The sequence below is a fragment of the Ignicoccus islandicus DSM 13165 genome (assembly GCF_001481685.1).
Taxonomy (GTDB): domain Archaea; phylum Thermoproteota; class Thermoprotei_A; order Sulfolobales; family Ignicoccaceae; genus Ignicoccus; species Ignicoccus islandicus.
Genome location: NZ_CP006867.1, coordinates 882,255 through 899,234, shown reverse-complemented (window position 1 = coordinate 899,234; position 16,980 = coordinate 882,255). Strand labels below are relative to the sequence as shown.

The 16,980-nt window shown below is 48.2% G+C and carries 21 protein-coding genes, 1 pseudogene and 1 CRISPR repeat array (1 of these 23 cut by a window edge); of the genes and pseudogenes, 13 read left to right on the top strand and 9 right to left on the bottom strand.

The genetic code is table 11. The annotated features are described in order from the left end of the window. Window positions 1–330: direct repeats of the CRISPR family, unit length 26 nt; unit sequence GTAGAGTCCCAATAGGGAATAGAAAG; it reaches 625 nt to the left of the window's first position. 97 nt (window positions 331–427) lie between these two features. From EYM_RS04985 to EYM_RS07825, 7 genes and pseudogenes are all read left to right on the top strand, one after another. After that, on the top strand, window positions 428–1,543 hold the full coding sequence (locus EYM_RS04985; protein WP_075049958.1) for a tetratricopeptide repeat protein: 1,116 nt from the start codon (window positions 428–430) through the stop codon (window positions 1,541–1,543). A gap of 147 nt (window positions 1,544–1,690) precedes the next feature. Beyond that, on the top strand, window positions 1,691–2,611 hold the full coding sequence (locus EYM_RS04980; protein ID WP_075049957.1) for an AAA family ATPase: 921 nt from the start codon (window positions 1,691–1,693) through the stop codon (window positions 2,609–2,611). Window positions 2,612–2,683: 72 nt separating this feature from the next. Further along, window positions 2,684–3,280: a hypothetical protein gene (locus EYM_RS04975; protein ID WP_075049956.1), complete on the top strand. Its 597-nt coding sequence runs from the start codon at window positions 2,684–2,686 to the stop codon at window positions 3,278–3,280. Window positions 3,281–3,316: 36 nt separating this feature from the next. After that, window positions 3,317–5,002 carry an FAD-dependent oxidoreductase gene (locus EYM_RS04970; RefSeq protein ID WP_075049955.1) on the top strand — a complete coding sequence of 562 codons (1,686 nt, stop codon included), beginning with the start codon at window positions 3,317–3,319 and terminating at the stop codon, window positions 5,000–5,002. 37 nt (window positions 5,003–5,039) lie between these two features. Further along, a complete protein-coding gene (locus EYM_RS04965) occupies window positions 5,040–6,194 on the top strand; it encodes a phosphoadenosine phosphosulfate reductase family protein (RefSeq protein WP_075049954.1) in 1,155 nt (384 codons plus the stop codon). Window positions 6,195–6,260: 66 nt separating this feature from the next. Then, window positions 6,261–6,803, top strand: a pseudogene (gene folE / locus EYM_RS04960) (GTP cyclohydrolase I); the annotation flags it as partial. Further along, window positions 6,800–7,609 (top strand): class I SAM-dependent methyltransferase, encoded by an 810-nt coding sequence (locus EYM_RS07825; protein ID WP_075049952.1) that lies wholly within the window; start codon window positions 6,800–6,802, stop codon window positions 7,607–7,609. The pseudogene folE and the gene EYM_RS07825, both read left to right, overlap by 4 nt. Here the strand turns inward: EYM_RS07825 and EYM_RS04950 are convergent. Together EYM_RS04950 and EYM_RS04945 are read right to left on the bottom strand one after the other, a co-directional pair. Next, window positions 7,606–8,241 (bottom strand): V-type ATP synthase subunit E, encoded by a 636-nt coding sequence (locus EYM_RS04950; protein WP_075049951.1) that lies wholly within the window; start codon window positions 8,239–8,241, stop codon window positions 7,606–7,608. The two genes, EYM_RS07825 and EYM_RS04950, sit on opposite strands and share 4 nt — an antisense overlap. A 41-nt stretch (window positions 8,242–8,282) precedes the next feature. Beyond that, window positions 8,283–8,588, bottom strand: coding sequence for a V-type ATP synthase subunit F (locus EYM_RS04945; RefSeq protein ID WP_157058771.1), 306 nt, complete (start codon window positions 8,586–8,588; stop codon window positions 8,283–8,285). A gap of 84 nt (window positions 8,589–8,672) precedes the next feature. On the opposite strand from EYM_RS04945, the gene EYM_RS04940 reads away from it, so the two are divergent. From EYM_RS04940 to EYM_RS04925, 4 genes are read left to right on the top strand one after another with little or no spacing between them, the layout of a single operon-like run. Next, window positions 8,673–8,999, top strand: coding sequence for a hypothetical protein (locus tag EYM_RS04940; RefSeq protein ID WP_075049949.1), 327 nt, complete (start codon window positions 8,673–8,675; stop codon window positions 8,997–8,999). A gap of 46 nt (window positions 9,000–9,045) precedes the next feature. Further along, window positions 9,046–10,326: a transglutaminase-like domain-containing protein gene (locus EYM_RS04935; RefSeq protein ID WP_075049948.1), complete on the top strand. Its 1,281-nt coding sequence runs from the start codon at window positions 9,046–9,048 to the stop codon at window positions 10,324–10,326. A gap of 4 nt (window positions 10,327–10,330) precedes the next feature. Further along, window positions 10,331–10,657 (top strand): hypothetical protein, encoded by a 327-nt coding sequence (locus tag EYM_RS04930; RefSeq protein WP_075049947.1) that lies wholly within the window; start codon window positions 10,331–10,333, stop codon window positions 10,655–10,657. A gap of 43 nt (window positions 10,658–10,700) precedes the next feature. Further along, window positions 10,701–11,474: a Rossmann-like domain-containing protein gene (locus EYM_RS04925; RefSeq protein ID WP_075049946.1), complete on the top strand. Its 774-nt coding sequence runs from the start codon at window positions 10,701–10,703 to the stop codon at window positions 11,472–11,474. A 2-nt stretch (window positions 11,475–11,476) separates the two neighbouring features. Here EYM_RS04925 and EYM_RS04920 read toward each other — a convergent pair whose 3' ends face one another. The 4 genes from EYM_RS04920 to rrp4 all read right to left on the bottom strand — a co-directional run bounded on the left by EYM_RS04920 (window position 11,477) and on the right by rrp4 (window position 14,158). Beyond that, window positions 11,477–11,752 (bottom strand): hypothetical protein, encoded by a 276-nt coding sequence (locus EYM_RS04920; protein ID WP_075049945.1) that lies wholly within the window; start codon window positions 11,750–11,752, stop codon window positions 11,477–11,479. Between the two features lie 128 nt (window positions 11,753–11,880). Continuing rightward, window positions 11,881–12,720 carry an exosome complex protein Rrp42 gene (gene rrp42 / locus EYM_RS04915; protein WP_075049944.1) on the bottom strand — a complete coding sequence of 280 codons (840 nt, stop codon included), beginning with the start codon at window positions 12,718–12,720 and terminating at the stop codon, window positions 11,881–11,883. After that, window positions 12,720–13,448 (bottom strand): exosome complex exonuclease Rrp41, encoded by a 729-nt coding sequence (rrp41, locus tag EYM_RS04910; RefSeq protein ID WP_075049943.1) that lies wholly within the window; start codon window positions 13,446–13,448, stop codon window positions 12,720–12,722. The genes rrp42 and rrp41 overlap by 1 nt, the downstream gene beginning before the upstream one ends. Then, on the bottom strand, window positions 13,445–14,158 hold the full coding sequence (gene rrp4, locus EYM_RS04905; RefSeq protein WP_075049942.1) for an exosome complex RNA-binding protein Rrp4: 714 nt from the start codon (window positions 14,156–14,158) through the stop codon (window positions 13,445–13,447). The genes rrp41 and rrp4 overlap by 4 nt, the downstream gene beginning before the upstream one ends. A 51-nt stretch (window positions 14,159–14,209) precedes the next feature. On the opposite strand from rrp4, the gene EYM_RS04900 reads away from it, so the two are divergent. Continuing rightward, window positions 14,210–14,899 carry an Rpo12/RPC10 RNA polymerase subunit family protein gene (locus EYM_RS04900; protein WP_075049941.1) on the top strand — a complete coding sequence of 230 codons (690 nt, stop codon included), beginning with the start codon at window positions 14,210–14,212 and terminating at the stop codon, window positions 14,897–14,899. On the opposite strand, the gene EYM_RS04895 is transcribed toward EYM_RS04900, so the two are convergent. Together EYM_RS04895 and EYM_RS04890 are read right to left on the bottom strand one after the other, a co-directional pair. Then, a complete protein-coding gene (locus tag EYM_RS04895; protein WP_075049940.1) occupies window positions 14,838–15,353 on the bottom strand; it encodes a helix-turn-helix transcriptional regulator in 516 nt (171 codons plus the stop codon). The two genes, EYM_RS04900 and EYM_RS04895, sit on opposite strands and share 62 nt — an antisense overlap. Window positions 15,354–15,435: 82 nt before the next feature. Then, complete coding sequence (locus EYM_RS04890; protein ID WP_075049939.1) at window positions 15,436–15,717, bottom strand: hypothetical protein; 282 nt, start codon at window positions 15,715–15,717, stop codon at window positions 15,436–15,438. A 261-nt stretch (window positions 15,718–15,978) separates the two neighbouring features. On the opposite strand from EYM_RS04890, the gene EYM_RS04885 reads away from it, so the two are divergent. After that, window positions 15,979–16,371 carry a hypothetical protein gene (locus EYM_RS04885; RefSeq protein WP_075049938.1) on the top strand — a complete coding sequence of 131 codons (393 nt, stop codon included), beginning with the start codon at window positions 15,979–15,981 and terminating at the stop codon, window positions 16,369–16,371. Here the strand turns inward: EYM_RS04885 and cas4 are convergent. Next, the gene (gene cas4, locus EYM_RS04880; protein WP_075049937.1) at window positions 16,358–16,948 is read right to left on the bottom strand and encodes a CRISPR-associated protein Cas4; all 591 of its coding nucleotides are present in this window, start codon (window positions 16,946–16,948) and stop codon (window positions 16,358–16,360) included. The two genes, EYM_RS04885 and cas4, sit on opposite strands and share 14 nt — an antisense overlap. Between the last annotated feature and the right edge of the window lie 32 nt (window positions 16,949–16,980).

The window sequence follows — 16,980 nt, the reverse complement described above, 5'->3', positions numbered from 1 at the left end:
GCCTCCGCTTACGAGGGCTATACCGTTGCCGTGACCAGTAGAGTCCCAATAGGGAATAGAAAGGCTACTTTAGTCCATTTACTCTCCCCCATTTTCTTTCTCTGTAGAGTCCCAATAGGGAATAGAAAGAGTGGGTCTTGGCAACAGGAACAATAGTGGTACCTTACAAGTAGAGTCCCAATAGGGAATAGAAAGTCCATTCCTCAATCGAGCAAGCGGTCTTTCTTCCCATTAATGGTAGAGTCCCAATAGGGAATAGAAAGAGGACTCCAGGAGAATTGTATGCTCTATTAGGGGCCAAGAGGTAGAGTCCCAAGATGGAATAGGAAGATTTAGTACTAACTTCTTTAATTAGTTAAGAATAAGAGGAAGGAGTGCCCATGGAAAGCGGACGAGCTTGTGAGCGACAATGGAGGGGCATAGTCCTATGATGAGAATTGACGAATCGTCGTTCATAACGAAGTTGCGAGACCTATTGAACGAATTCAATTCCAATGAAGGGTCGAAACTAGACGTTCTTAAAAGGTTAAACGAGTTTCTGGAAAGCCTCGGAGACCTCCTTGTTAGGGAAACCGAATTGATTCTCACGAAAATAGTAGAGTACTACCTCGAAAGCAATCCGGAGTTTGTGTCGACAATCGAGAAAATACTCCGTTCTCCCGAAGCTAAGGAGGTTCTAAGTCCTGATTCGCGTCTGAAACTGCTTACGTTACTACATATCTATCATCGGAGACTTAAGAACATAAGTTATTTATCGAAAATAACGAAAGAGTTTGAAGGCGAGTTCTCAGAGCACCCGTTTTTCCAGCACTTGAAAGTAATGACGCTAAAAGCTTCCGATGATGAGAACGAACTTCGGGAAGCCCTCCGGATAAGCTATCTACTAGCAAAGAGGGTTCCGAACCACGCCGGAATACTCCATAACTTCGCGGAAACCGTAGTAATATTACTTGAGAAAGGGGAGAAGTTGGACGAGAACTACATCGAGGAAGCGCGCGAAGCCCTCCATAAGATACTCATCTATAATTACCCGAAGTTCTACGCGACCTACGGAAGGTTCTTGGCTCTCCAAGGAGATTTTAAAAGAGCTAAGCGGATGTTGTTACGCGCAATAGACCTAGAGGATCCTAGGAAGTCAGACTACGTCCTTAGAATCAATGACTACGTACGCCTCTTAACTAAGATAGAGTTTGAGGAGAACCTGAGGAAGTACATTCACGAAATTGAGAGGAAGGTCGACGAGTTCCGTGAGGAATTGAAAGAGCAGATGGAATCGGAAAGGATCAAGCAAGCTGAATTACTGGGATTGTTCGCCACATTGATCAGCGTAGTTCTAGCCAACATTTTCACAATAGCTAATTCTCTAGACATTGCAACCGTATTGATTTCGAATGCTTTCTTAATCAGCTCAGTCATAATTGTTCTAAGCGGATTTCATCTCTTAGCCGGTACTAAAAACGAGAAACCGGTGAAAGCGTTACTTCTACTCGGAGTAACCTTGATGTCCATCTCCTTGATTCTATCAGTTATAAAACGAGCTTAGGTGAAAGGCGTGGCTTTTCAAATGATCCAGCTAAGGTTTTTGACACTGTAAAATATTCTAAGGAGGTGACTAGATAGTAAAAGATGAGAGTTTTATCTCTATTCGGACGCACTATTCATAGGCCCAAAAGAATAAGGGGTTACAGCAGTGCTACCGATATTCAAGAAAAAGACGTGGTTGGAGGAGCCGATCGGCGACCCTCACGTTATCGGCTTCGGGTCCACAAAGGGGGGTGCTGGAAGGACCACCATGGCCATAGAAATGGGTAGTCTCATATCCTTTATAACCGAGAAAAGGGTCGTTCTGATAGATTGGGACGTAGTTAACCCTAGAATGACGCAAAGGGCGTATCAGAGGTTACCTCCTTCCGGGCACACTCTCGTGAAAGTAGTTAGTTCGAAGGATTTCGATAGAGCCTTAAGGAACCTAGCGTTATACAGCGTAAACATCTCACCCAGTTCTAAGGTAGACGTATTTCCCGCCCTAAGCTACGAGGACATTGACAATGGAACAGTTGACGAATATTTCAGCTTAATGTATGAGAAACCTGAGGAGTACATAAGGAGATGCAGAGAGCTAATAAAGTTCTTGAGAACGAGGTATGACTACGTGATTAACGACTACCCCGCGATCACTTGGGTCGCTCTCGGTCAACTAACGCTATCAATAAATATGTTGAGAGTTACTTCGGGAAACTTGGTTATCGTGGTCGACTCCTCCCCATGGAGCGCCGAACTCTTGTCCTCTAAGTTGATATTCCCTAAGCTCGAGGGAATGAGGATAGGGGCCTTGGTTGTAAACATGGTGAAGCCTACGAAAGACTCAATCACTTGGGCTAGGAGCGTGTTTAAACCAGTGTGTGAAAAGGTAAGGGCTGAAAACTTGGTGGTGATTCCCTTCGACGCAACGTTTTACGATGCGGGTATAGGTAGGCTAAGGAACGTTCTGAGCGTTTCGGTCAGCCCCTACAAGGGCGCTTCCAAGAGCGCTCGATTCCTCTACACGCTAGTGGATAGATTCTTAAGTGAAGAGAAGGGGCCTACTTGTAATTACATAGGTCCCGCGTAATCGAACCATATACAAATCCAGACGCAAGAGCTTAATCACATCTCTTCCTAAGAAAGAACTTGAGGTATATTGATGTCCAGGAGAGAGCGTCTACTTCCGAACGAAAGGGCGTCCAAGAAGACGGTGACGATCAGCGCCAGAATATCCGATAACAGCGTACTACTGATTCTAAATCTACTTAGGAAGCTGGTATTGAAAAAGGGATTCTTGGACTCGTCCGACTTGAAGGAACTAGAGTCCGGTCTACCGAAGAGAGTAGGATTGAGGAGCGCTTTAGGGGAATGCATAGATTACGCGATTTCGGAAGCTGTAGCTGAACTGGCGAAAGAAAGGGGCGTTTCTTGCGACTTCGACTTAAACGAACTTGTATCTAAATATAAGAACGAGTGCTTTAGGCCAAGGAGCTGGGCGCCCCGATTCTGGCTAATATATAATGTGTGCGAGTACTACAAGAGACTCGAACGAGAAAGCGCTTTTTCATTTAAGAGCAAACCGGAGAGCCTCAGAGTAGACTCGGAAATAGGGGAAGTCATTAGATGCTTGGAAGGCAAAGGTATTAACGTTAGGAAGGAAGCAATAGAGAAAGCAATCAAGTACTTGGCAACTAAGCTCTGTGAGGACGCCTTGGACGCCTTAAGGAAGCTCCTAGCGAACTCCGCGAAAGCGTGATAAGTCCTCAAGCAACTATCTTTCGGAGAATGCGTCTTGGAACAGATAGGTCCTTTTGACGTTCTCGTTGTTGGGGGTGGGCTAGCCGGGCTGAGAGCGGCGATCGAGGCCAAGAGGCTCGGAGCCTCAGTTCTATTAGTTGCTAAATCCCACCCCCTCCGAAGCCATTCCTCAGCCGCAGAGGGAGGGATCGCTGCATATATAGAAGGAGCTTCGGATCCGAACGATTCGCCTCTCCAACACGCCTACGATACCGTAAAGGGCTCGGATTGGTTGGCAGATCAAGACGCCGTGGAACTAATGACGAAGGACGCTGAAAGGGCCATAATTGAGATGGAGAAATGGGGGTGCTTGTTTTCCAGGGACCCGGATGGGAAGATAGCGAGGAGGCCTTTCGGTGGCCACACTTACCCGAGAACGAGGTTCGCTGCGGACAAAACCGGTATGTGTTTGCTCCACACCGCTTTCGAGAGAGCATTGGCGGAAGGAGTGGAAATGCTCTACGAGTTCTACGTCACCGACGTCGTTAGCGATGGGGAAAGGGTTTACGGGGTTTACGGCTTCGACGTGAAAAGCGGCGAAGATATCTTTATAAAGAGTAAGAGCGTGGTGCTCGCTACTGGCGGAGGGGGACTCATGTACAAGTTCTCAACGAACAGCTACCTCAATTCGGGCGATGGTTACGCGATAGCCGCTAGGGCTGGAGCGAAACTGGCCGACATGGAGTTCATACAGTTCCATCCAACCGCCCTTTATCCAACTAACATTCTAATTACAGAGGCAGCGAGGGGCGAAGGGGGATACTTGATAAACAAGGAAGGCGAACGTTTCATGAAGAGATACGCCCCCGACAGGATGGAGCTAGCTCCGAGGGACTTAGTGGCTAGGGCAATAGTAAACGAGATAAGGGAAGGTAGGGGGTTCGAAGGCGGTTACGTGCTGCTGGACTTAACCCATTTAGGTGAAGAGAAGATAAAGGAGAGGTTGCCCCTAGTAAGGGAAGTCTCCATAAAGTTCGCCAAGGTAGATCCCGTTAAGGAGCCAATTCCAGTTAGGCCCGCCGCCCACTACACGATGGGCGGTGTGAAAACTGACCTAGATGGGGCTACTAACGTTAAGGGTCTGTTCGCAGCAGGGGAAGCCGCTTGCGTTAGCGTTCACGGAGCTAATAGGTTGGGATCCAACTCGCTCCTGGAGACCCTAGTTTTCGGTAGGAGGGCCGGGATGGCAGCTGCGTCTTACGCTCTGAGTAGGAGCTATCCCGAACCCCCGAAGGAGGCATTGAGGGAAGCCGAGGCGAGGTTGTGGGCACCAACCACAATTGAGAGCGGGCTCCCCTTCGGTGAGATAAGGAAGAGGCTCGGTGAGGTAATGTGGGAGAAGGTAGGAATAGAGAGGAACGAGGAAGGGTTGAAGGAAGCTTTGAAGGAAATTGCTGAGCTACTGAGGCTTTCCAAGTACGTAAAGGGCGAGAAGGGACCGGGAGCTTACGAACTGGTAGCAGTGCACGAAACCATAAACATGGTCTTCAACGCCTACGCAGTAGCTACTGCTGCATTATGGAGAAGGGAAAGCAGGGGCGCCCACTTTAGGACGGACTATCCGAAGAGGAACGACTCCGAATGGCTCTACCACACTGTAATGAGTTGGAGAGGCGAATGGGTAATGGAAAAGGAACCGGTAGTGATAACTAGGTGGCCCCCAGAGGAACGCAAGTACTAATTTACTTTCCGCTTTTGAAACTATCGAAGGAGGAATAGTGGAAAGGTATCCTTACATAGATAAGGGGCGAATACTGGGCTGGTTGAACTCCTCAACGGACTTCACGTTCTTAAACGGGAAATACTACCTATGGATAACTAACGAAAGGGCTGTTGACGTTACCGATTTGATTAAGTGGCCCGTCTTAGAAGCGAACGGCGAGAAGCTGAACTTCCCGCGCTTCTTCGAGGACATCCCTTGGCCTTACGTTTCTATAGCGTGGAACTGGGAGGAATACGTAGACTGGCTGGGCAAACAGATACCCCAAGGATTGAAGGTGGTCTTGAACTTCTCTGGGGGTAAGGACAGCATCGCTGCGGCGAAGGCGTTAATAGATGCTGGTGCGGACGTTCTCTTATTATACTCCCACGTGACCTTCCTAGAACCTGAAAGGAACATTGACTTCGTAGAGAGGGTCAGTAATAAGTTAGGTGCTAAGCTGGAGATCCTAGCCCCCGAAGAGGAAGTAATGAGACACATGCTCAAGCAAGGGATGCCCTTCCGAGGAAATAGATGGTGCACTACAATGAAGGTGAGGCCAATAAAGAAGGTATTGAAGGAACACAAGGACTGGGCCAGAGCAGACGGGGAAAGGATGACCGAGTCCTTGAAGAGGTTCAAGAGATTGAAGGGAGGCAAGCTATTCGATGGAATTAGGGTGAGGCCCATCTATGCCCTAACTCTAATAGATGTAGTCAAAGCAGTTAGGGACGCAAACGCCGTACATCCGGATTACTTAATGGGACTACCTAGAGTGGCGTGTGCCTTCTGTCCATATAGGGCCCTGCACGAATTCACGGAAGAAGACTGGAAGTTGGTGAAGGACCCGGGCTTAATAGAAGAAGCAATGAGGGCTTCTTTCAAGAAGCACGACTACGGAATAACGTGGGAAGAGTTCCTAGAGGGACATTATTGGAGGTTTAGTCCGATATTAGGGAAAAAGTTATACAAGATGAAGAAAGGCTTGGAGGGGGACGAACTATCCTCAGAGAATGTGAACCGAATGTACAAGAGCTTATGGGTCGAGGAGATCCCAGTTCCCAAAGTAATGGATCCTGAAAGCGGGACGCGGCTACTGAAGTCATTCATGGAGAAGGTATACGAGAGGGCGTCCGAAGGCTTCGCGAAGGCTAGGGATCTAGGCGTTGACTAGCCCCTTCGCTTCCCCTTTAAATCTCTTCTGACTCATGCAACGCGGTGAAGGAAGACGGAGGAACTTGAGAGGGCCATAAGGGAAGTCTTGAGGAAATACGGTGAAGACGTTGAGCGCCCCGGCTTAAGGGAAACTCCCGAAAGGTACGCTAGGGCTTTCGAGGAGTTCTTGAGGGGATTGAAGGAACCCGAGCCGGAATTGAAGGTGTTCGACTCGGAATACGAGCTCGGCGATAACGACTTAATAGTTGTCAAGGACATTTCGTTTAGTTCTCTGTGTGAACATCACCTACTACCAATAATAGGTAAAGTAACTGTTGTTTACCACCCCCAAAGGGACAAGGTGATAGGTCTAAGCAAGATACCTAGGATGGTGAAATGGCTCGCGAAGAGACCAATGCTCCAAGAGAGGTTTACAGCTAAGGTAGCGGATAAAATAATGGAGGCCGGAGCTAGGGGCGTTTACGTCTTAGTGAAAGCTAAACACAGCTGCGTGGCCACGAGGGGGGTGGAAGATCCTGACGTAGAAATGGTTACTGAGGCCGTTAGGGGAACTTTAGAGAAGGATCAACTACTCCTTCAGAGGGCGTGGAGGCTAGCGATGGGTTGAAAGTTCGCTTTAGATGGAAGGGATATCCCGTAGTAAGCAAGGAATGGATAGAAAGTCTGGGTAGCGGGAGCATAGACGAGAACGGGACTAAGGTCAGCGTTGAGGTAAGGGGCGAGAACGTAGAAGTTAACGGAACGAGGTTTCGGCTAAGCGACCTAAAGGAGGGCAAGCTCTACGCTGTAACTGAAGAAGGCCTCGTTCCACTCGAAATTAGAACCACGCATTACTTCAAGCTCAAGCCTTTAGAGAAACCCGGTCACCCAACATTAGAGATAGATGGGATCCACATGCACCAAGTGAAGAACGTTGATCCTTGGAGAGATACTCTCCTCAAAGTCGCCCCATTGAAAATAAGGCCTGGAATGAAGGTCTTGGACACGTGTATGGGGCTGGGGTATACCGCCATAGCCTCCCTACTAAGGGGCGCGGAAGTGGTGACTATTGAGTTGAACGAGGAAGTTATTGAGTTGGCTCAATGGAACCCTTGGTCCAAGGAATTGGAAGGAGCAACGGTACTGAAAGGAGACGCGTTCGAATTAATTAATGAGTTCGAGGACGAAAGCTTCGATAGGGTAATTCACGACCCGCCAGTGATAACCATGGCTGGCGAACTGTATTCGCGGAAGTTCTACGCGCAACTCTATAGGGTCATGAAGGAAGGCGGCGTACTCTTCCATTACACCGGTAACTTCGGTAGAAGTAGAGGGGTAGACTTAGCTAGGGGAGTGGCGAAGAGGTTGACCGAGGTCGGCTTTAAGGTCAGGAGGTACAAGGAGGCCCTAGGAGTAATTGCGATAAAAACTTAGATACCTTCGGAGATTATTTCTATAACCTTGGGCTTAAGTTCCTCCACGACCTCCGAGAAGAGCCTCTCTAAGGAGTAGTTGTACCATATCGAACCCTTCTTGGACTTGCCTATCACTCCACCGCTCATCCTTAGGCCGGCCTCCTCTGCGCTCTTACCAACGCTCAGGTTGGTCAACCCCTTCTCTTCGATAATTCTCTTAACGGTCTCCAAGTCCTTCTTCAAGGCGTATACCTCCACTTCGTCGTCCCCGGCCTCCTTCGACATGTTAATCAGAGCCCTCTCTAAGGTCTTCACGTATCTCTCGCTACCTTCTCGCGCCTCCTTCAGAACGACCTCCCACGCCTTCTCTATAACTTCGTTTAGGTACTGCTTCTTGAGCTCCTCTATCCTCTTCCTCAATTCCATTTCCAAGGAGGCTTTCTCAGCTTCGAGCCTCTGGCTGGCTCTATTTAATAGACCCTCTATTTCGACCTCTAACGGGGCGTATACCTCATCTAGCTTCTTAGATAGAAGCTCCTTTGCCTCCTTGAGCGCAGCATCAACTGTGGCGTCTATTTTGCTGTAAGCGTCCGCCCTTACTTTTTCGGTTACGTTTTCAACGCTCCCAATGAACTTGAGCTTCTCTGCCATCTTTCCTCACCCACAATCTATCTATTGCATGGGGTTTAAACTCATCCGAAACCTAACGCCTTCATTAATACCTCGTTGGGATCCAGCTTCGGTGGCTTGAACTTCCTGCCCGGAATAAGAGATATTACTGGTCTCGGGACCTTAGAGGCTATTTCCCTAATTTCGTCTTCCTTTCCGTAGGCAACGTCGTAGGAAACTAGCACTACGGCTGCGTCCTCCCTTCCCAAGAGCTCCTTAAGCTTCCTCAAAGTTTCGTCTGGATCGTTGCTCTTGACCACGGCCGCCCCCATGAGCCTGAAGAGGGCACACGTGGTCTCGTCAGTTATGACGTAAACTTTCCCTTCCATCAAAACTCAACTACCCTAAGGACTAAGCGATATTCAAAATATAATTCCTTCCGCTCTAGAAAGCGCTAACTAGGGGAGGGGCCTTTGAAGGAAGAGGAGATGGAAAGAGAGGCCTTAAAAGTGAAGAGAATGCTCGAATCTAAGGACTACCAAACCTCTTTGAGGAAGGCAGTAGTCAGGAACTTGGTAGGCGAGGAAAAGATAGGCTTCAGTATAGTTGCTAGCAAGGGAGAACACGTAATAAGGTGGAGGGTATTGGACGGCAGGTTCGAGGTAGACATAACGTTGAAGGGAGAAGTAGACGAGGAAGTCGCGGAAGTGAAGGGCTACCACGTCGAAAAGGACGGCGAGTACTATAAGCTCTTTAAGAGATCTAAGAAGCCGTTCGACTTCTCCAGTGAAGTGCCTTAAGCTTTTGTAACGCTTCATAGAGGGAGGTCGGAGAGGGCCTTAGGCATTGATAAAGCTAGTGGTAGCTCTGTTGGTTTCAATGACGCTGGCGTACTTGGGAACGGCTTTCGTGAAACCGGTAAGCTCCGGTGCGATAGCTAGCGGAAACGTATTGGAGATACCGTTCTCGTGGGACGCTAGGTCCCACTCAACTGTGCTCGCGGTAGTATCGCCACCGCACGCGAAGTACCTCCGCGTCGCCTCCTTCGACAAATATCAGGACGGAAAGTGGGTCAGGACGGGAGGTTCTTTCGATGCCCTAAGGCAAGGAGGCGAAGAGTTCACCGTAGCCATTACGCCGTTCTCCGTGTTCCTTTACCCGGCGTTTCCCGTCCCTCAACCCGCGCCCGGTTGGGCTCCTTCCGTAGTTAACGGAAGGCTTTCCGGAGATACGGTGACCACTTCCGCAATGAGATTGAAAGTGAAAGTGGTCTACTCGGACCCTTATCCCTATGAGGAATTTCCAGCCCTCTCAGTAACGGTTAACTCTATTTTAGGAGAGAAAGCGCAATGGTCCACTCCCAGGGTGATCAATTTAGCTAACGAGCTCTTAGAGAAGTTTAGGTACAGACCTTTAAGGGCCTTATTGAACTACTTAACGAACTGGTTGCGAGGAGACTATCAGTACTCTCTATACTATTCCGGTGCCCCGGGAGGAGACCCGGTAGACTGGTTCCTATTTCAGTCCAAAGTGGGGATGTGCGTTCACTTCGCCTCGGCGGCAGCGGTACTTTTGAACGACATGGGAATAAAGGCTAGGGTGGTTTACGGATACGCAGTTAGCTACATCAACGGTAACGTTAGGACGTTCGTGACTCCCACTCACCTCTGGGTTGAAGTGTGGGTACCTGGGTACGGATGGGTACCATGGGACCCTTCGCCCCCTCAAGCGATCGAGCTCGGTTCCCCTCAAGTCATTGCCCCTACTGGGGGCGTTCAACCTCCATCTCAAGGAACTCAAGTGAGAACGCCTCTAGGTAGTAAGGGTCCAGGAGAGGTCAATTGGAACTTGAGTGGAGCTTTCACGAACGTACTGATAGCGGCTGGAGGGCTAGCGGTTACTTACATGACCCTTAGGGACTTCATTGCGGACTGGATATTCAGATGGCCAGTTGCGTTTAGGAAATGCGTTGAGAGGAAGATAGGCAAGAGAGGGTTAACTCTGAGAGAGGTAGCTGAGATTACTGGAATAGAAGAACTGAAGGAAGCGCAGCTGAAGTACTTGAGGGAAGGTAAGTGGATTAGGAAGGGAATTTGGAAGGCTCTGAAGTGGTGTTTGAGGAGGTGATCCCATGTACTTCCTCCAACTGGCGATAGCTTTCCTACTAGTACTCACTGCTGTTATAATAGTCTTGACCACCTTTCAAATAACTACCGAAGTCTACCCGGACCTGGAGTTCCTAACTTGGAAAGTATACTACGGGGGAAGGGAGGCGACCTTAGTTGAAGCCATGGTTAGGGAGGTAGATTCGATGGAAAAGAGAGGCTTGAGGGGTTTGGTTGGTAGGTTCTTGTTAAGGAACGCGAAGGAGTACCTCAAGTTCGGGGTCTGGGGCGCAGCTGCTGTAGAGGCCTCCAGGGCCTACAAGCTATTGAAAGGTGAGCGCGAACATCCCTAACCTTTATTTCATTAGCTGAACTAGCGTATCGTTAGGAGATAATATGAACTTGTTATCGAATGCGCTAATAGCAACGCTGAAGAGCGCTCTGAGCAAGTACTCCACTTCTCGAATAGAGGACCTAGGGATCTCTAAGAGGATGAGTTACGCCAAGGTAATGGACTCCATAGGCTTCGCTTATTGCCCCGATACAGAACCTCCAGAGATAATAGAACTAGAGGGGTTGATGGTAAGAGATCTCTTTAAGCTTGCGTGGAAGGGGATAGCAGAAACTTCCCTAGCGCTGTCCGCTCTCTCAGCGCTTACTCAAAAGTGGATAGAAGAAGGTGGAGAGGTTGAAACGCCATCGCCGAAGGTATCTGAAATGATCGGCCTTCAAAGAGGCATGAAGGTTATAGCAATAGGATACATGAAGAACGTAATAGAGGAGCTTAAGAAGGAGGGCGCTCAAGTAGTACTGTACGAGGACAATCACGTCTACCGTTGCGAAGCTAAGAGAAGCGGCATTGAAAGTTACCCAGGGAACTACGTCTTCTTGGAAGACGATGCGGACGCGATAATAGCGACCGGTTCCTCCTTGCTGGATCCCAGGCTATCAATAGTTTTCGAGAAAGTGAAGTCGAGAGCGAAGCTGTTGATAGGACCGACTGCCACCGTTCATCCGTACTTCGCAAGCTTGCTCGGTGCAACTCACGTTGCTGGCACTTACGTGCCTCCGGAAAATAGGGGGAAGGTTCTAACGATGTTGAAGTTGGGGTACGGTTACAAGAGGTTAATCGAAAGCGGTTTAGTCAAAAAATGGTTCGTTAAAGTCTAAATTTAAATCTCAATTGATTTTACCAACTTCAGTAAGAACAGCGCTAGGAAGTAGGTTATTGCCGCAGCAATTAAGCTCCCAATTAGAAATCCTATTCCAATTAGAGGTTGGCCAGCAACTAGAAGCGACACCGAAGTGAGTACTCCTCCTATAAGGGAATAAGCTGCGAAGAACTTGGCTAGCTGGACGTCAGTTACGTATTCAGGCTTATTCATGTCAGCCGCGAAGACCGAAGCTGATAGGAGTATGAGGGAGAAAACTATACTGAATTTCCTCACTTAACTCATTCCTCAATAGAGCTACGCACTTATCCCTTATATGTATAGTATTTCTAGATAGGGATAAACGCTCGAGCTGCGCTCACTAGAAGTCCGTTTTGAAGCAACGCTCCCTTCAAAAACATTTTTTATTGCGTCTTGGGACCTTCTAAGCTAGATAGTAGTATTTTCAGAGGGTGTTGGTAGAGACTCCTAGCTATGTTAAAGCCAACTTGAACCTTCTTGAAATCTATCCACGCTGGACCGCTCTTTTGTATTCCAACTACGTTACCGGCCTCATCGAACGCAAAGAACACCTTTCCATCAATTATGTTTTCCTCTTCTAAGTTAGGGTCTACTATAAAGGAGTCGTCTATTACGCCTAAGGTAACGCTAACTACCTTGTTGATTATTGGTAATGGATAGGTGGGTGGACCGGTTATTTCGACGGTTCCGTCCTCCTTAACCTCGTGCTCAGGTATCTTCGCGTTCAACAACGCTGCCATGGAAGCTAACATAGCCGCATCGAAGAGGTTACCATCGTGATCGAGGACGTATATGTCGACCCATACTACCCAAACCTTTTCTCCTGGTATTAGAACTAGCTGGGAGGTGTCTAGGACGGGGGTTTCCCTTAGGGCTCTATCCACTACCCTAGCTAATTCTATAGCGTTCTCGTCTGGAGGTCCTGGTTCGAACTCCGGCGATGCCAAGGGCACGAGCTCGGCGTTTACGTTCAATACCCCTTCCTCCGGTAAGTCTGGGAAGGGTCTACCCGGTTCGATCTTAACGCCTACTAGTACCTTGGTATTGCCTATACTTACTAACGCGCTCCCGTGGGCCTTAGTGGCTACTCCGTACTCTATAGTGATAGGCCTGAACTGATTTAACCTCCTCTTATCCAACCTAACGCCTTTCTTTAATAAGGAAAGAAAAGTTTCCCTCTTAAGCCTTGGTATTATAGGCACGTTAAAGGGGGTTATTGACATTAGAACACCACCTCCTTCTTAATGCTTTCCTTTAACGCGTTCTTCTCCATTTCATAAATTTTCTTAATCCCAATCCAAGCCATTTTCATCGCTTCATCGAACTCCTTCGGTGATAACTTTCCGTTTAGTTGGAGTAACACGACCTTGTTCAAGCTGACAGCGCCAGCCACCGGCATGTCCGCCTCACCGTAGTTGTCTTCTATTTGATCAATGTCCAATACCAAGTGACCATCGACCTTGCCTACTGCGACGCCCGCAACTAGGTCCTTCATGGGTATTCCGGCGTCTGCCAAAGCTAGGGAAGCTGCCGTAATTGCAGCAGTTCTGGTACCGCCATCTGCTCGAATTACCTCTACGAACACGTCTATTACGGTTCTAGGGAAGAGCTGGGTCAAGACTATTGGTTCGAGCGCCTCTCTAATTACCTTCGAGAGCTCCACTTCCCTCCTTGAAGGAGCTGGACTCTTTCTTTCGTCTGTACTGAAGGGCGCCATGTGGTATCTACACCTTAGCAAGGCCCTATCGGGCAAGCTCATGAACTTGGGCGGTTCCCTCGGTCCGTAAGCTGCTGCAATTACTTCAGTTCCTCCGAACTTGACCCAAGCCGAGCCGTTGGCGTTGTGGAGAATTCCTACTTTCATTTCAATCGGTCTTAGGTCTAGCGGACCCCTTCCGTCATGCCTCTTACCGTCTTTGAATAAGGGAAACGGTGCCTTTCCACCGCTCAAATTAATCCCCTCTCATGCTTTTCGTCAGCGATTAGAACTCTAACCTTCTCTGCGAGCTTAGCAGTGAAGGCTTCTTTTTCTATTAGCTTAATGGCTAACGTCACTATGTCCTCTAACTCCTCGTTCGGACAACTTACCCAAATCCTCCCATTGGCAGCGACTTCCACTTCGCAACCGGTATCGCCCTTTATGATGTTTAACATGCTCCCCTTTCTCCCAACTACCTTAGGAATCCTCGATGGCTCTATTTCTATTATCTTACCGCGAGTTATTCTGCCTAGCTTCTTGTCTCCTCTAACGGTTAGAACGGGGTCCTTGAGTCTATTGAAGCTCTCCACCTTCGCTAATACGTAATCTCCAATATCTAAGTAGTCCTTTAGCTCATCTTTACCCGGTATGAAGGGCCTTCCGAGGACGTTGCTAGCGTGCAATATCCCCGGATAGGGGGAGTTTATGTCCAGTTCCCAGTGGGATATCATGTACGTTCGAACGAGGCCTATTACTAAATCGCCCTGTTTGGGCACGTACGTGCTCTCTAGGGGTATAACGTTCAGCTCGTCCTCTCTTAATATAACCACAGCTGGAACGGCCGCGTATATCTTATCGCCTACTATGTGTATATACATGTAGCTTCTAGGATTTATCTTCAGCTTCTCGGTCTTCTTCGCTATTAGCTCGCCAGGTACTACTAGACGCTGCTCGTCGCTCACTGAGCTTCCCTGCTCATAAGTGTATTCGAAGAGTTTTAAACTGGGATCTCCATGAAGTTAAGGATAGCGTTAGGCGAACTAACGTACGTAGAGAGACTGTATATATATCACTACCTACCCGGTTCAATAGCCTTGCACGTAGTCCTTCAATGGAACCCTCCCGCAACAGTTCCGGAGTTGCAAGGTACTTATGGAAAGGAATACTACTTAGAAGAAATAATGCATAAGGCCGATAGTTACAAAGTTAGGCACATCGTCTTCGACGGCCCCCTTCCAACAGAAGCAGCCGAGAAGCTCATCGAAGAAGGTTATTACGTAAGCGTAAGGTACGTTGAACCATTAAATCTCCCTGAGGAAGCAAACCTCTTCCTAGCATCTCCGTTAAAAGACGTCCCAAAGAGGGAATGGCTTGAAGTTGCAGTGAACTCCTTCCAAGAAGCTGAAAGGGTTCCTAAGGAAGTTCCAATACATACGTTCAAGTACGAAATATACGAGGAGCTCTACGAGAGGCAGGGATACTATTACGTATATAATCACGATCAACCGTTGAGGGAGGATACCAGGTGTCCGAGATGCAAGACGCCTAACGCAATAAGGGAAATGGGGAGACTTATTGCTTGGGATGGACCTCAGTGTAGGAAATGTGGTTACAGAATTAAATACAAAGTTGCTGAGTTACCTAAGCCGTCGCCTCGACTGCACGAGATTCTTGCTTGGCAGACTTCTTTTGTTGTAATTTAACAGCTAATCTCTGTAGCCATTGGTTGAGCTTCTTACACTTAGTTGGATCGTAAAACTGTCCCTTTGCACACCTCTGTAGGTTAGGACACGTAGCGCATGGAACAGTGGAAACGAGCTTCATGCTAACTTTTACGTTTAACCTAACGGGCCTCGGAGGCCTTCTAACGTACTTGGTTTCGCTCTTTTCCTCTTTCTTTTCCTCCTCTTCCTCTGGTATCTTATCGACTAAAGCCGTTAGACGATAGGTCTTCCTACCCTTTATGGTTACTAGCTCCCTATAGATTAGCTTCTTCTTAGCTAACCTCAGCGCTATTCTAGATCCGTCCCTACTATCGATGCCCAGCATCTTCCACAGGTCTTGCTGGAGGAGGCCTTCTTCGCCAGCCTCAATTATTAGCTTCAAAGCCTTCTTTTCGTTCTCACTCAACGTTATTTGGTTACTCGAACCGGCCATTTCCCCGTGTCCCAAGTCTATCATAAGGCTCTTATCGTATTTAAGTACTGCGAGTGATTCTCGATACTTTCAGTACAGGAAGCTAGGAATTGCTTTCTACATCAAACACTTTAACTCCCTTGTAAACCACGTGGCTAATGTCGTTCTCAGCAAGGATACTCAATATCTTCTTTTCTAGCTCCTTGAGCTTTTCTTCGTCTTCCTCCTCCACGTATATGTTTATGTCTAATATTGGAACGTTTTGACCGGCCTTAACTAGCAATACCTCGTTGTCAGGATACTCTTCCGCGATTGCGCTTAGGACTTGAGCTAGGGCCTTAGCGGGCCACTTAGCTTTAGTAAACCTTATCCTAATTCTCTTCATACCTCTTCACCATGTAGCTAGATCTTACTGAAAAGTATTTAAATAACATTATGCTGTGATCTTACGCATGCGATGAGGAACCCTATGGGGCCCGATTTTCGAATGAGGAGTCCACGGGAGCCGAGGAAATGATGAACACGCCCTTCGCGGAAGTTCTGAATGACGTAGTCTTCCTCTCACTGATCCCGCTCCGAAGTTAGGAAAATTAACCCAAAGACTTTGAATCAGTTACGTAGCGTTTAAATGCGGGTGAGTAAGAGAATGTTAAGATCGAAAGCAATAAGGGCATTGGATGAATTCGATAAGGCTTTGGAGGAGCTGCGTTCCGAAGGAGTTACCATTGTAGTTACTGATCACCTAGACATACCTCATCACGGAACTGCCGCCTCGGCTTTAATAGAGGACTTGGACGTGTTCAAGAAGTTAGCTAGGAAGAGCGGTACCGTAGCGGCAATGGTGGCTTACGATGACAGGGCTAACATGTTGGTGATATATGGTCTAACAATGGTAGATTGGCTCTACGTGCTCTACGACGTACACTTAAACGTCGCCGGTAGCTCCCTACGATTGAGCGGTCCGCCCCAATTAAAGGAAGAGACGAGGAAGAGAATAAGGGAGTTCTACCAGAAGTGGTCGAACCTCATGAAGTCTTAACCCAAGGCAATTTAGGGAACCAATCGTCGCCTTCCTCGCCCAGGGCGTCACAGAATTCTCTATATGGACATTTGGAGCACCAACTATTCCTTTTAGGGGGAGGTAAGTACCCTTCAATTATCATTTTCAACAACTTGATTGCTTCAACCAATTCAATTTCATGGTTTTCTTTCAAAGCCATCTCGACCTCCTTATCTCTATACTTGATAACTATCTTCCTTTTACCCAAGACGAACGCGTAAGCCGAGGCTTGGAGGAAGTCTCCGTACCACACGCCTTCCCTAGGTCCCCTCCCGCTCTTGATCTCTACTATTGCATCGTCCCTAACTAAGTCAGCCCTTCCCTTCAAAAGGGCCCCACCGAAGGCCCCTTCCGCTGCAACCTCGTCCTCACCTTCTGAGAAGAGCTCTATTAGGAAGTGCCACACTTTGCCGGCGTAGAGCCTCAATAGCTCCGCAATCCCCCTTTCCCGGGGCACGTGAACTTCGAAGAACAAGAGCCGTGGGCAGAAAGCCATAGTTCTCAGGTCAGATGGCCTTACCCTAAGAGCGTTTCCCCTTACTGCACCCTTCTTCAATCCGACCACCCTCTAAGCCCTCGGGTCATTAA